Raw genomic sequence first — 13,981 nt, 5'->3', positions numbered from 1 at the left:
AACGCCGCGCGATATGAGACTTTAATCCGCAAACGCCGCTCGATGTACGATGCATTTGGCGTGAATTTTCGGGCATCGCACCCGTTTGCTCCGGAGGCACTACCTCCTTGGTATAGGCTTTACCTGTTTGTGACAGGAGAATTACCTTAGAATGCCTCCAGCTCCCGGCGTCACGTGACGGCTCAAGGGTTGGCGGCCGGGGGGATAGTTACAGTGTATGCTTCTTATGACGTGGCGCTCGGTTCGTCTTCGGAAGCGCAGCCGCGGAAAAGAAGAAGCCTCGCCAGCCAGTTCCTGATGGTGGCCTTCGCGGTCATGCTGCTCGGCATGCTGGCTTTGGGAACTCTCGTCTCATGGCAGATCGAGAAGAGTGTGGCCGAGGTCAAGGCCTCCTCGACGGCGCTCTATATCAACACCGTGCTTGCGCCGCATCTGCAGGAGATTGCGCCGGACGACGCCCTCTCCGATCAGACCATCGATGAACTGCGCCTCGCCCTGAGCCGCCCGGACCTCCAGGCCCTCGTCGCCTCGGTCAAGGTCTGGAACAAGGCCGGACTGATCGTCTACAGCAGCGACAGGGATGTCATCGGAAAGGCGTATGCTCCCGGCATTCCCCTGAAGCGGGCCTGGGCCGGCATTATTTCCGCGCAGTTCGACGAATCCTATGACGAGGCCGATGCCGGCCCGCATTCGACCGGCCGTCCGATACTCAGAGTTCTCGCTCCGATCCGCGATGTGAACACCGGCAATGTGATCGCGGTCGTCGAGTTCCACGAACGAGCCGATGCGCTGAAGGCGGAACTGGCGGCATCGGAATGGAAAGCCTGGCTTACGACTGCGCTGATCACCCTCAACATGATGGGCTGTCTCTTCGTCATCGTCGCCAACGGCAGCAAAACGATCGACCGCCAGCGCGAGGCCCTGAGGCGGCGCGTGGCGCAGCTCTCCGAGCTACTGCATCAGAACAGCGTCCTGCAAAGGCGGATCGAGCGCGCCGCACGCAATGCCACGGAAGACAACGAACGCCTTCTGCGCCGCATGGGCTACGATCTGCACGACGGCGTCGCGCAGCTGATCAGCCTCGCGCTTTTGCGGATCGACCGCGTCAAGGGCACGAAGAGCGACCACGATAACCTGGAGAAGATCCAGAAGGCGCTCTCGGACGCACTCAACGACACGCGCAACATCTGCAGGGGCCTTCTGCTGCCGGAAATCCAAAGGATGACGCTTCAGGAAGCGCTGATGTTCATGATCCGGCAGCACGAGCGCAGGACCAATGCCGATATCGCCTGCAACATCCGCACACCCTTGCCGGATCAGGCGCCGCAATTCGTCAAGATCGCTCTGTGCCGCCATATTCAGGAGAGCTTGAACAACGCCTTCAAGCATGCCGGCCGGCGCGGGCACGAGGTCAATATCGAATGGGACGGCACGGCCATCTCGGTGGAAGTGGCCGACAAGGGCCCTGGCATCTGCAGTGCCGGAACGAGGCATGACGAGCCGCGGCTGGGATTGTCCGGTCTCCGCGACCGCATCGAAAGCATCGGAGGGGAGTTGAGCATCAAGAGCGCACCGGATGCCGGAACCCGGATCCGAGCATCTCTACCCCTTGGAGGACAGGATGCCGCCTAAGATCCGGGTCGGTGTCGTCGACGATCATTCCCTTTACCGGGACGGCGTGGTGTTCGCACTGGAATCGGAAACCGATATCGAGGTTATCGGCCAGGGCGAGACGGCAAGCGACGCCATCCAGATCGCCCATGAGCACACCCCCGACGTGCTCCTGCTGGACATGAACATGCCGGGCGGCGGGGTCAATGCGGTCTCCAAGATCGCGCTCAAATATCCCTCGACGAAGACCCTGATGCTGACGGTCGTGGACGACGAGGACGAGGTCCGCAGCGCCCTGAGGAAGGGCGCGAAGGGTTACCTGCTGAAAGGCACCAGCAGCTCGGAGCTGGTGAATGCCGTCCGTCTCGTCAGCAAGGGACAGAACTATGTATCGCCGAGCTTCGCCGCCAAGCTCATCGTGTCGAGGCGGGAGGAAGCCGATCCCGCCAGCATGACGCGCCGTTTTCCCGAACTGACAGTGAGGGAAGAGCAGATCCTGATGCTGATCCTGCGCGGCCTCAGCAACCGGCTGATCGGCGAAGAGCTGGGCCTGTCCGAGAAGACCGTCAAAGGCTATCTGACCGCCATCATGGAGAAGCTCCATGTCCGCAATCGCGTCGAGGCGGCCATGCTCGCCTCCGAGCGCGTGTCGGAGAAGCGCTGATCCGGGCAACCCTCCCCTATCGGATAAGCGCCCTACCCCTTCCGTGATAACACCCAAGAGGCCCCTAAGACAGGTTTCCCCTCACCTTGGAGACATTGCCTAACGGAAAGTAAATTCAGTATTCTTACCTAAGGCACTAGAGCTTCATGGAAAAAGCTGTAGCGCCAAGGACAATTTAGCGCCGCTCTTGCGGTGGGACGTGATTGGATCTGGGGGGCTCCAATGGCAGGGGGAATTCGTGTCGGTGTTGTGGACAGACACCCGCTCTATCGCGACGGGGTTGTCCTGGCACTGAACGCCCAGCTGGATATCGATGTTGTCGCGCAGGGCATCTCGGTCTGGGACGCGTTGGAAATCGCTCAGGAGAAACAGCCTGACGTGATCATTCTCGATGCGGGCACGCTCGATCGCAGCATGGGCGCGGTGGAATCGATACTCCAGCAGCATCCGAACATCGGTATCCTGATCGTTGCCGAGACCACCGACGAGGAGCAGGTCTATGCCTCCCTCAAGCGCGGCGTGCGCGGCTATCTGCTGAAAGGCACGAGCGCCGGCGAACTGGTGCAGACGGTCCGCGTGATGAGCCAGGGCCAGAGCTACATCGCGCCGAACCTCGGAGCGAAGCTCCTCATGCGCTCCGCTCCTGCTGCCGCCCGGGACGCAACGAGCGAAGGCCGGCTCCCGCATCTCACGCCGCGCGAGCAGCAGATCCTATCCATTCTTGCTCAGGGACGCTCGAACAAGGAGATCGGCAACAAGCTGGAACTCAGCGAGAAGACGATCAAGCATCACCTCACCAACATTCTTCAGAAGCTGCGGGTTCGCAATCGCGTCGAAGCCGCGCTCTTCGTTTCCAACCACATGCCGAACGGCCTCCTGGCCTCCTGATCGGCTCCCTATCGCTATCCCTGCGCAGCGATCAGTCGGCGTGCATCCGCAACGCTGGCGCTTGCGGCATTGGCAAGAAGCCTGACATCGTTGGGGAGCGTGACCAGGTCGAAGCCCCAGCCGACCGCCTTCGCCGCATAGGCGGGAGAGCCGCAGTGGAGTGCGGCGCGGATGCCGGCCTGATGCGCTTTCGCCAGGATCGCATGGATGGCTTCGAGCATCTCCGGCTCTTCCCGATCGAAGCCGACGGGATGGCGCTTTCCGGTCAGGCCGAGCGTCAAGTCGGCCGGGCCGATATAGACGCCGTCCAGCCCGGGCGTCGAAACGATGTCGTCGAGATTGCGGAAGGCTTCAGCCGTTTCGATCATCGCAAAGCAGAGGATCTCGCCGTCGGCCTCGGCCGCATAGTTCGAACCGGCCGAAAAATTGGCGCGCGTCGGTCCGAGGCTTCGCGTTCCGTCCGGCGGATAGCGCACATAAGAAACGAGCTTCGCCGCTTCCGCGCGATTGTTGATCATAGGACAGATCACGCCATAGGCACCCGCATCGAGTGCCCGCATGATCGCGGCAGGATCGAGCCAGGGCACGCGAATCAGAGGCGTGACGTCGCTTGAGCGCATCGCCTGCAGCATTCCGACGGCCTCCTGATAGCCGATGACGCCGTGCTGCAGATCGATCGTGATCGAGTCGTAGCCCTGCTCCGACAGAATTTCTGCCGTGAACGCGTTGGCGATCGACAACCAGCCATTCAGCACCGGCTTGCCGGATGCCCATTGCGCCTTGATCTTGTTAGGCTTCATTTCGTCTCCTCGAGTGCGATCGGAACCTCGTGCTGATGATCACCGGCCCGTCGCCTTGCGCCAGGCTGCAAAGTCGACATGGGTCTGCTCATCCGTCGGCGGATAGAGGCCGAGAATCGAGCGACCCTTCAGCACCTCCTCCTGCACGAAATCCTCGAATGCGGTCATCTCCACCGCCTCGGTCGCAATCTCGTCCGCCAGATGTGCCGGAATCACCACCACGCCATCACCATCGCCGACAACGACATCGCCGGGCCAGACCGGAACGTCGCCGCAGCCGATCGGTACGTTGATGTCGAGCGCCTGGTGATGCGTGAGGTTCGTGGGGGCGGAGGGACGGTTGTGATAGGCAGGGATCGCGAGTTTTGCGATCTCGGGCGAGTCGCGGAAGCCGCCATCGGTCACGACGCCCGCAACACCCCGCTTCATAAGGCGCGAGACCAGGATGCCGCCGGCGGAGGCGGCCCGGGCATCCTTTCGGCTGTCGATCACCATCACCGCGCCGGGAGGGCACTCCTCGACCGCCTTGCGCTGCGGGTGGGCGCGATCCTGAAACACGCTGATCGGATTGAGGTCCTCGCGGGCCGGGATGTAGCGAAGGGTGAAGGCCTCGCCCACCATGGTGCCGAGATCGGGATTGAGAGGGTGCACATCCTGGATGAACTGATTGCGCAGGCCGCGCTTGTAGAGAGCCGTGCAGAGCGTCGCGGTGCTGACGCTCTTGAGCTTCTTGCGGGTTTCCGGCTTCAGCGTGGTCATCGTTCTCTCCCTGTCCCGGTTTGCCCGGATTAAGGGAGGATCACCATAGGATTGCCGCGCTGTCCAGATTCCCGCTCAAGGTCCTGGCGGAGGCCGGACGATGTAACGCTCCGCCGATCCAATACCGGAGGCAGGATCGCCGGATCAGGTTGCCGCCAGTTCTATGCCAGCATATCTGCGTGCCCACAGCGCCGCCTGCGTGCGGTTGCAGACCCCGACCTTCCTCAGGATGGCCTTGATATGGACCTTGACGGTGGCCTCGGACAGATTGAGCCTGCGCGCAATGACCTTGTTGGGCGACCCTTCCTTCAGGAGGGCGAGGATTTCCACCTCCCTGTTGGACAGTTTCCCGCGTTCCAGATGGACGTCTTCCTCATGCTCGCTCGCGATCGCGAGAGCGATTTTGGAGGGAAGAATGGACTCTCCCAGCATCACCAGCTCAAGCGACGTGACGAGGATGTCGTGCGGATAGGTGGACAGACAGAAGCCATCTGCTCCCGCTCTCCAGGCAGCGGACACGAGCGCAGGATCGAATTGATCGGCCAGCAGAACGATCTTCGCCTCGGGAACGTGCGCCTTCGCCTTCCTGATCAGATCGACTGCCCCTTCGGCAAAACGGTTGGCATCGATAACGAAAAGAACGGGCGATTCCGTCGGAACCTCCGGTAAGCCAGTATGATCGTCGATCATATCGCGATGGACGACATAGCCAGCATCCGTCAGGGTCGTCTCCAACCCCAGACGAAGCAGCGGGCTTGTGCAGATTGGGAACACGGCGACCTGAGCCACCTGCTCATTGGCAGCCATCAGCCTGTGTCCGTTCAAGCTGTGCAATGACATGAGTTCCTCGCACTTTCTCCAGCGGAGCGCCTGGTCTCGAGCGCCCGTCGTTTATCGGATGACGTAGACGACTTTGCGGGACATCGCGTCGACGACGAAGCGATGGTCGTCGACGACGGCGTAGCGATAGGTTTCATGGTTCGGTATGGAATGCAGTTCGACCGTATCAGGCAGGCTCTCACCGACCGACAGGCCCCTGCCGAAACCGGCCTCGGACGCGAGTTCCCTTGCATTGAGCCTCGCCGAGAAATCGGCAGCGATATTGCGAACGGCCTCGGGTATTTCGGTCAGGGATCTCGCCGTGTTGGTCGCGTTCGGCGCCGTGGTGGGCATCGCAGCGGCGCCGAGGGAGAATACGGCAAAAGCCAGATAGGACGCGGCTCTCATTCTCATTCTCTATCACTCGCCAAGTTGAACAGAGAACGGAACGGCGAGCGGGTTTATTCCCCTCACCCTAGAAAAATTCTCAAAGCTGCGAAGGCCTGGAAAAATGCAGCTTTCCGTGACCTTACCGGGCAATGTCCATCATTGCTTTGGTCTCGGCTTCGTCCACGAGCGGCTCCCCTGCTCCGACCGATTGCAGATAGGCCGTCATCGCATCGCCGCCGCCGTCGCTCGGCACATAGCCTGAGCCGGCGGTCTCACCGGTCAAAGCGAAGGTCACATTCCATCCGTCCCGGCGGCAGGCGACGGCATCGGCAGCCTCAGCAGTCTGGGTGAGTTTGAACTCGCGACAAAGAACACCATCCTCGAGCCGATAGGACGAGATTACGCGCAGGCGGCCGAACGGCAGATCGACCTCGTTCCCGGATGCAACCCTGCTCAGTTCGCGATGGACGGCAGGATCCTCCAGCCGCGCCATGAGAGTGTCGGTTCGCTTGCTGGCGTACGAACCTGTCCAATAGCCGATGCCGGCCGCGACGACGGCGAGCGAAGCTGCCAAGGCCATGGGCGGAAACGAGAGCGCTCCCCAACGCCTGGTATCACGTACCTTTCCTATGTCCGTGACGACGGCCCGAGGCTGCTTCGCCTCATAGGCTTCGATCTGGGCCGACACGGCGGCATGCAAGGCTGGCGGGACCTCCGGCATAAGCGCGCCGGAAAAGGCAGACCGCATGAGCCGTCGGCTCTGTTGGAAATCGACGATCCGGCGCGCGATCCCCGGATCGTCCACCATGGCCTTTGCAACCGCCGCCGCGACGGGTTCGTCCAGCTCGCCATCGGCGAAGGCCATCAGGATCTCATCAGTGAGATGCAGCTCTGACATGATCATGGCTCCATGCCTGCGTACCCGGATTCTAGGCCGCCGCCGTCAGTTCCACGAGCCGCTTGCGGGCTCGCGCGAGGCGGCTCATCACCGTGCCGATGGGAACGTTCAGAATTTCTGCTGCCTCCCGGTATGTCAGGTCTTCGCCGCAGACGAGAGCCAGCACCTCACGCTGGTCCTGAGGCAGGCTGTCGATGGCGCGCTGCACCTCGGACAGAACCAGCCTGCTGAGGATCGGCCCCTCACCGGGGTCGCCGATCAGTTGCGTCTGGGTTGTGACATCTTCCGCCATGCCTTCGGCTCTCATTCGTCTCAGGTGGTCGATCCAGTGATTACGGAGGATACGGAACATCCAGGCGTCGAACCGGGTCCCCGGCGTCCAGCTGTCCGCATTGGCCAGCGCGCGCTCGCATGCCCCCTGGACGAGATCGTCGGCAAGAGATTGAGAACGGCAGAGCACCAATGCGAAACGCCGCAGCCGCGGCAGAAGCGCCACCAGTTCCTGTCCTATGGCTGTCGGCATTCCTGCTCCGCCTGGCCCTTTGGTATCATAACGGAAGAGCCGGCGGTTTTATTCCACATTCGGGAGAAGAGATCGACGCGGACGCAATAGAAACATGGGCCTCGCGATTTTGAGACCGTGGAAAGAGAAATGGACGGCCCGAAGGCCGTCCACCCATTCAACCTAGGATCTTTCGATCGTTAGCGGATGATCTGTACGATCTTACGGCTGCCCGGCTCGACCAGAACGGGGGTGTTGTTGACGACCGTATAGCGGTAGCCCTTCACCTTGTACTGGGCAGGAACCTCGTGATAGGTCACGCCGGCCTCGGGGAGGACCGCACCGACGCGCACCTCTTCGCGATAGGCGTAGGACGGCACTTTCTGCGTGGTGACATACTGGCGGAACTCAGGCTGCTGCTGGTCGGCGATGCCGCCCACGATCGCGCCCGTCACGCCGCCGACGGCAGCACCGACCGGGCCGCCGACGATGGCGCCACCCACCGCGCCCGTCGCGGCGCCGGCGGCGGCACCACCGGACTGAGCGAAGGCAGCAGCAGGCGTAAGCGCAGCAATGACAATACCGGCGAGAAGGATCTTCTTCGACATAAGCTTACTCCTGTATGAACATGTGGGCTTGTCGCCCCGCAGCAAACAACGCGCAATCATCGGAGTGGTTTCATAGCAAGAGGCGACATTTACACGTAACGTGGCAGGTTATTTTCAACATGAATGGAAGATGAATATTTATTTTCTCCAACATTCACCTTCCATTCACAAAACACTGCTTGGCAATATAGCGCACCGCCCGACGATCCCGTTAATATGGACGCTGACATACCCTCTGGCTTTCCGCGCGTTTATCGAACAAACCCGCCGCTCAACGATTGTCTAGAACTGAAGGCATTTTCCGGATCCCCACTGCTGAACCCGTTGCGTGTTGGAGAGCGACCGGCGAAGGACGAGCATCATCGATGATGGCGAGACGACGGCCCCTCCTGATTGCGGTTTCCTGCCTCGCGTTAGCCTGTCCCGTCAGGCTTCAAATCGATCTCGGCCAAAGCTTGAGCATTGCAGTCGCGGGATCCGCCGCCACGGCCAAAGAGGGCAATAACGGCAACGGGAATGAAGGCAACGGAAACGGCGGCAAGGGGAATGGCAACGGAAACGGGAATTCCGATAATAACGGCAACGGAAATGGGAACGGAGGCTCGAAAGGTAACGGGAACGGAAATAATGGCAACGGCAACGGGAACGGGGCCAAAGGCAGCGCGGGTGGGAACGGCGCCGACAACGGAAGTGGCAAGGGTAATGGGAATGGCAACCAGGGCAACAGCTCGAATGCCGGGCAATCGAACGGAAAGGGCCAATCTTCGGGACAGAACAGCTCGTCCAACGGCGGACAATCGTCCGGTCGGAAAGCCTCCAATTCACAAGGCGGTCTCCGCTCGTCGCAATCACCTGTAACCGGATTGTCGGCGCTCTTCGGCGCCATCGCCGCAAGCCTGCGCACGCCTCCCCCTGATCCCGTGACGTACAAGCGGACGAGCACGCGCAAGACCGAAAAAGCCAAAACCGCACGGACCAGATCCGCCTCTGCCAAGGTCGGTTCTCAACAGGCACCCGCGCGCCGGGAGATGCAGGAGAATCGAACGAAAGCGGGCAGAGCCGTCGATCGATCGGGCATGATGGCAGGTGGCGCGGGCGCCGCATCGTCGGGGCCGGCTGCCGCCTACACGCCTGCCGGCTCGGCTTTGCCGAAGCCTGCACGGGCGGAGCGCTCGATCATCGCGGCGGAACTTTCGCCGCTGGGATTGAATCGTCTGAAGGCTCAGGGCTTCCACGCGGACCTGCAGACGCGAGGAACGCTCGCCAGCGTGACCCGGCTGGTTCCCCCGCGCGGCATGTCGCTGAATGAAGCGCGGCGCAGGGTTCTTGTGACCGATGCGGGAGCGACAGCCGATTTCGATCATTTCTATTACACCGATGAAGGCTCAACCTGCACAGGACCCGGCTGCGAGGCGGTGTCCCTCGTCGGCTGGAACATGCCGCCTCAGCAATGCGGCCCCGTTCCCACCATCGGCCTCATCGACACGGGCATCGACCAAAATCACGAAGCGCTGCAAGGCCAGTCGATCGATGTGCTGCCGATGCCGCAGTCGCGTGGCGCCCCATCGCAGCGCGATCACGGCACCGCGGTCGCAGCGCTGCTCGTCGGGCGAAGCGGCAGCAGCGCTCCCGGCCTTCTCCCCCAGGCCGATCTCATCGCAGTGGATGCATTCTATCGCGATGGCGGAACCGCCGACCGCACCGATGTCGCGACCCTCGTCGCGGCGCTGGAAGCCTTGAGCGAACGCAATGTGCGGATCGTCAACCTGAGCCTGTCGGGTCCTCCGAACGAGGTGCTGAAACGCGCCATCGCATCGGCCCAGGAGAAGGGCATGATCATCGTGGCTGCCGCAGGCAATAACGGCCCGGGTGCAGCGCCTTCCTATCCCGCGGCCTATCCCGGCGTCATCGCCGTAACCGCTGTCGACCGCAAACTCGCCATCTACAGCCGGGCAACGCAGGGCGAATACATTGACCTTGCGGCACCGGGCGTGGATCTGTGGGTTGCCGTCCCGGGCGGAGGCGGCACGGCGAAAAGCGGCACGTCCTATGCGGTGCCCTTCATCTCCGCTGCCGCGGCCATCCTGAGCGTCTCCGATACCTCACCGGATGCTGCGAGCGTGCGGAGAACGCTTGAAGGCAGAACGCTGGATCTGGGCAAGCCGGGACGCGACAAAACGTTTGGATACGGCCTGCTTCAGGCAGCGGACCTGTGCCGGCCCAGCCAAGACGAGACTCCGGTGGCGCAGTCGACGGCAGCACCGGGCATCGAGGTCCCCTGACGCCGCGTTCTTCGGCAGTCAGATATGGAGCTCTTGGCCCAAGGCCTTGAGGGCAGCTTCCTGGAAGGCCTCGCCTTCCGTCGGATGGGCATGGATGGTCCCGGCAATGTCTTCGAGCCGCGCGCCCATCTCGATCGCCAGCCCGAAGGCCGCCGCCAACTCAGAGACTCCCTGCCCCACGGCCTGGATGCCGAGCACCAGGTGATTATCGGCGCGGGCAACGACGCGCACGAAGCCGTCCTCGCCCTGCTTGGTCATCGCCCGGCCGTTCGCAAGGAACGGAAAGAGGCCCAGCTTGGTCTCGCCGCCGGTCTTCTTCGCCTCGTCCGGGGCCAGCCCGACCGAGACGATCTCCGGGTCGGTGAAGCAGACGGCCGGGATGGCGCGCTTGTCCCACGCCCGTTTATGCCCGGCAACGATCTCCGCAACCATCTCGCCCTGGGCCATGGCGCGATGGGCCAGCATCGGCTCACCGGTCACATCGCCGATGGCGTAGATCCCGCGCATGGAGGTCTGGCATCTCTCATCGATCCGAATGAAAGCTCCTTCCATATCGAGGACCAGTTCTTCCAATCCCCAACCCTGGGTAACCGGCCTGCGACCGACGGTGACGAGGATCTTGTCGGCCGGGAGCGATATCTCCGTGCCGTCCTCCGCCTCGACCAGCAAGGCTCCGCCCGACTTCGCCAAACCGCGTGCCTTGGCACCGGTCATCACTTCGATACCAAGGGCCTTCAGCCTTTTCGAAACGGGGCGGGTCAGTTCGGCATCGTATTGCGGCAGGATACGGTCCTGCGCTTCGACGATGCTGACCTTTGCGCCCATCTTGGCGAACGCGGTCCCGAGTTCGAGGCCGATATAGCCACCGCCGACGACGACAAGGCGGTCAGGAACGGCGCTCAGCGACAGCGCCTCGGTCGAGGAGATGACCGTGCCTCCGAAGGGCAGGAAAGGCAGTGCGACCGGCACCGATCCGGTCGCGATCACCACATTCTCCGCCCGGATGATCTGGCGGCCCGTCTCCGTCTCAACCTCCACCGTCTTCCCGTCGCGGAAACGCGCCCGGCCTTGCACCACCTTCACCTTCGCCCGCTTGAGCAGACCCGAGACGCCGCCGGTGAGACGGCCGACGATGCCGTCCTTCCAGGCGATGGTCTGAGACAGATCGATCGCAGGCTTCGTTGTCGTGATACCGAGCGCATTTCGACCGGACGCGAGGTGCGCGATCTTGTCGAATTCCTCCGCCGCGTGAATGAGCGCCTTGGAAGGAATGCAGCCGATATTGAGGCAGGTGCCGCCGGGCTTCGCCATCTCGACGATCACCGTGTCTATGCCGAGTTGTCCCGCGCGAATGGCGCAGACATAGCCTCCGGGGCCGGCGCCGATGACGAGGAGCTTGCAGGAAATGTCCTTCATCGGTCAGGCCTCTACGAAGATCATGGCAGGTGTCTCCAGGAGCGTCTTGATGCGCTGTATGAAGACGGCCGCATCCCAGCCGTCGATGATGCGATGATCGAAGCTGGATGACAGGTTCATCATCTTGCGCGGAACGAAGGTCGAGCCATCCCAGACCGGCCGGACCACCATCTTGTTGACGCCGACGATGGCGACCTCCGGATAGTTGATCACAGGCGTCGTCACGATGCCGCCCATGGCGCCGAGCGACGTGATCGTGATCGTCGAGCCGCTCAATTCCTCACGGCTTGCCAATCCGGCCTTGGCGGCTTCCGCAAGCCGGTTGAGCTCCGCGGCGCACTCCCAGAGATCACGTGCCTCCGCATGCTTCACCACCGGTACCATGAGGCCCGATCCCGTCTGCGTCGCAATGCCGATATGCACCCCGCCATGCTGATGCACGATGCCGGCATCGTCATCGTAGATCGCATTCAGGTGCGGCTGCTCGGCGATGGCCTTCACCATCGCGCGCATCAGGAACGGCAGCAGCGTCAGCTTCGGACGCTCGGAACGCTTGTTCGCATTGAGCGCGGCGCGCAGCTCCTCGAGCGCCGTCACATCGATCTCCTCGACATAGGTGATGTGAGGGATGCGCGACTTCGCAAGCGCCATCTTCTCCGCAATCTTGCGGCGCAGCCCAATGACCTTGACGTGCTCGACCGAATTGTTCTGAGCAAGGCCCGGCGCCTTGGCGACCTGCCGCCCATGGGTGAAGAAGACGTCCAGGTCCTCATGGGTGATCCGGCCCGCCGGGCCGGAGCCGGGAACCTGGCGCAGATCGATTCCAGCCTCGCGTGCCCTCAGCCGTACGGCGGGCGAAGCGATGGGCCTCTCGCCCTCCGCGCGTGCAACCGACGGCAGATGCGTGCGCACCGGAGGTCTCTGCGGCGGCTCGGGCGGGCGCGGTGGCGGGGCGCTCTTGCCCTGCCGTTCGACGATGGCCTCCGATGATTTCACGGCACCATCGGCCTGAGCTTCGATGTCCTTGGGCCTCGCGGGAGGCTCGGCCGCCTTCTCGTCCTGGCCGGCGGGAGCGACGCTATCCTCTCCCTCCACCTTCAGGCGGATCAGGGGCGAACCGATCGCCACCACGTCGCCGATCTCCGCGCCGAGCCAGAGCACTTCCCCATCGACGGGAGAGGGAATCTCGACGGTGGCCTTGTCGGTCATGACGGCGGCCAGGACCGCATCTTCACGAACGAGATCGCCGACCTTGACGTGCCACTCGACGAGTTCGGCCTCGGCGATGCCTTCACCGACATCGGGCATCTTGATCAGGTGCTCGCCCATGTCAGGCCTCCATCGTCTCGACCAGAGCCCGCCCGACACGCGCAGGCCCCGGGAAGTAGTCCCATTCCTGGGCGTGCGGATACGGCGTGTCCCAACCCGTCACGCGGACGACCGGCGCTTCCAGATGGAAGAAGCAGGACTCCTGGACGAGGGCCGACAATTCCGCGCCAAATCCGGAGGTGAGCGTCGCCTCATGAACGACGACGCAGCGCCCGGTCTTGCGGACCGATGCGGCAATCGTCTCCATGTCGAGCGGCAACAGGGTGCGCAGGTCGATGATCTCGGCGTCGATACCGGTTTCCGCGGCCGCGGCCTGCGCGACATAGACCATCGTTCCATAAGTCAGCACGGTCACGCCCGCGCCCTCGCGCACGATCGAGGCCTTGCCGAGCGGCAGACTGAAATGGCCATCCGGCACCTCGCTCAGATCGCTCTTCGACCAAGGCGTCACAGGTCGGTCGTGGTGGCCGTCGAAGGGGCCGTTATAGAGCCGCTTGGGCTCGAGAAAGATCACCGGATCCGGATCCTCGATGGCCGCGATCAGAAGCCCCTTGGCGTCATAAGGGTTGGAGGGAACCACCGTTTTCAGCCCCGACACATGGGTGAAGAGCGCCTCCGGGCTCTGGCTGTGCGTCTGCCCGCCGAAGATACCGCCGCCGGTCGGCATGCGCACCACCATCGGGCAGGTGAATTCACCGTTCGAGCGGTAGCGCAGGCGCGCCGCCTCGGACACGATCTGGTCATAGGCCGGATACATGTAATCGGCGAACTGGATCTCGATGCAGGGGCGCAGGCCATAGGTTGCCATGCCGATGGCGGTGCCGACGATGCCGGCCTCGCTGATCGGCGCATCGAAGCAGCGCGTCCTGCCGTATTTCTGCTGCAGGCCCGCCGTGCAGCGGAAGACGCCGCCGAAATAGCCGACATCCTCGCCGAAGACCACGACCTTCTCGTCGCGCGCCATCATCACGTCCATCGCATCGCGAATGGCCTCGATCATCGTCATGCGCGCCAT

General features: G+C 62.7%; 15 protein-coding genes. 4 read left to right on the top strand and 11 right to left on the bottom strand.

Going from position 1 to position 13,981, the window contains the following annotated elements:
• Positions 1–213: 213 nt before the first annotated feature.
• From JKL46_RS36540 to JKL46_RS03075, 3 genes are all read left to right on the top strand, one after another.
• Positions 214–1,632, top strand: a complete 1,419-nt coding sequence (locus tag JKL46_RS36540) for an ATP-binding protein (RefSeq protein ID WP_201829943.1) — start codon at positions 214–216, stop codon at positions 1,630–1,632.
• On the top strand, positions 1,622–2,275 hold the full coding sequence (locus JKL46_RS03080; RefSeq protein ID WP_201829942.1) for a response regulator: 654 nt from the start codon (positions 1,622–1,624) through the stop codon (positions 2,273–2,275). Before JKL46_RS36540 ends, JKL46_RS03080 begins: the two co-directional genes overlap by 11 nt.
• 222 nt (positions 2,276–2,497) lie before the next feature.
• Positions 2,498–3,163, top strand: a complete 666-nt coding sequence (locus tag JKL46_RS03075; protein WP_201829941.1) for a LuxR C-terminal-related transcriptional regulator — start codon at positions 2,498–2,500, stop codon at positions 3,161–3,163.
• Positions 3,164–3,177: 14 nt separating this feature from the next.
• Here JKL46_RS03075 and JKL46_RS03070 read toward each other — a convergent pair whose 3' ends face one another.
• The 8 genes from JKL46_RS03070 to JKL46_RS03035 form a co-directional block, all read right to left on the bottom strand.
• Positions 3,178–3,963, bottom strand: a complete 786-nt coding sequence (locus tag JKL46_RS03070) for an HpcH/HpaI aldolase family protein (RefSeq protein WP_201829940.1) — start codon at positions 3,961–3,963, stop codon at positions 3,178–3,180.
• Positions 3,964–4,002: 39 nt separating this feature from the next.
• On the bottom strand, positions 4,003–4,722 hold the full coding sequence (locus tag JKL46_RS03065; protein ID WP_201829939.1) for a ribonuclease activity regulator RraA: 720 nt from the start codon (positions 4,720–4,722) through the stop codon (positions 4,003–4,005).
• A 144-nt stretch (positions 4,723–4,866) separates the two neighbouring features.
• Entirely contained in the window at positions 4,867–5,562 is a 696-nt protein-coding gene (locus JKL46_RS03060) for a LuxR C-terminal-related transcriptional regulator (protein WP_201829938.1), read from the bottom strand.
• 51 nt (positions 5,563–5,613) lie between these two features.
• Positions 5,614–5,949, bottom strand: coding sequence for a DUF1236 domain-containing protein (locus JKL46_RS03055; protein ID WP_201829937.1), 336 nt, complete (start codon positions 5,947–5,949; stop codon positions 5,614–5,616).
• Between the two features lie 121 nt (positions 5,950–6,070).
• Entirely contained in the window at positions 6,071–6,829 is a 759-nt protein-coding gene (locus JKL46_RS03050) for an anti-sigma factor family protein (RefSeq protein WP_201829936.1), read from the bottom strand.
• A gap of 31 nt (positions 6,830–6,860) precedes the next feature.
• Positions 6,861–7,352 (bottom strand): RNA polymerase sigma factor, encoded by a 492-nt coding sequence (locus JKL46_RS03045; protein WP_201829935.1) that lies wholly within the window; start codon positions 7,350–7,352, stop codon positions 6,861–6,863.
• A gap of 179 nt (positions 7,353–7,531) precedes the next feature.
• Positions 7,532–7,939, bottom strand: a complete 408-nt coding sequence (locus JKL46_RS03040) for a DUF1236 domain-containing protein (RefSeq protein ID WP_201829934.1) — start codon at positions 7,937–7,939, stop codon at positions 7,532–7,534.
• Positions 7,940–8,352: 413 nt separating this feature from the next.
• Complete coding sequence (locus JKL46_RS03035; RefSeq protein WP_201829933.1) at positions 8,353–8,700, bottom strand: hypothetical protein; 348 nt, start codon at positions 8,698–8,700, stop codon at positions 8,353–8,355.
• A 315-nt stretch (positions 8,701–9,015) separates the two neighbouring features.
• Between JKL46_RS03035 and JKL46_RS03030 the strand changes: the two genes are divergently transcribed.
• Positions 9,016–10,221 (top strand): S8 family serine peptidase, encoded by a 1,206-nt coding sequence (locus JKL46_RS03030; protein WP_201829932.1) that lies wholly within the window; start codon positions 9,016–9,018, stop codon positions 10,219–10,221.
• A gap of 18 nt (positions 10,222–10,239) precedes the next feature.
• Here the strand turns inward: JKL46_RS03030 and lpdA are convergent, their stop codons facing one another.
• Genes lpdA through JKL46_RS03015 form a run of 3 tightly spaced genes read right to left on the bottom strand, consistent with a single transcriptional unit; the run spans position 10,240 to position 13,981 of the window.
• Positions 10,240–11,637, bottom strand: a complete 1,398-nt coding sequence (gene lpdA / locus JKL46_RS03025; protein WP_201829931.1) for a dihydrolipoyl dehydrogenase — start codon at positions 11,635–11,637, stop codon at positions 10,240–10,242.
• A gap of 3 nt (positions 11,638–11,640) precedes the next feature.
• Positions 11,641–12,966: a dihydrolipoamide acetyltransferase family protein gene (locus JKL46_RS03020; RefSeq protein WP_201829930.1), complete on the bottom strand. Its 1,326-nt coding sequence runs from the start codon at positions 12,964–12,966 to the stop codon at positions 11,641–11,643.
• Between the two features lies 1 nt (position 12,967).
• Positions 12,968–13,981: an alpha-ketoacid dehydrogenase subunit beta gene (locus JKL46_RS03015; protein ID WP_201829929.1), complete on the bottom strand. Its 1,014-nt coding sequence runs from the start codon at positions 13,979–13,981 to the stop codon at positions 12,968–12,970.

This window comes from Microvirga zambiensis WSM3693, from assembly GCF_016735695.1.
Taxonomy (GTDB): domain Bacteria; phylum Pseudomonadota; class Alphaproteobacteria; order Rhizobiales; family Beijerinckiaceae; genus Microvirga; species Microvirga zambiensis.
Note: the sequence above shows the minus strand (reverse complement) of the source record. Positions and strands in the feature narration are given on the sequence as shown.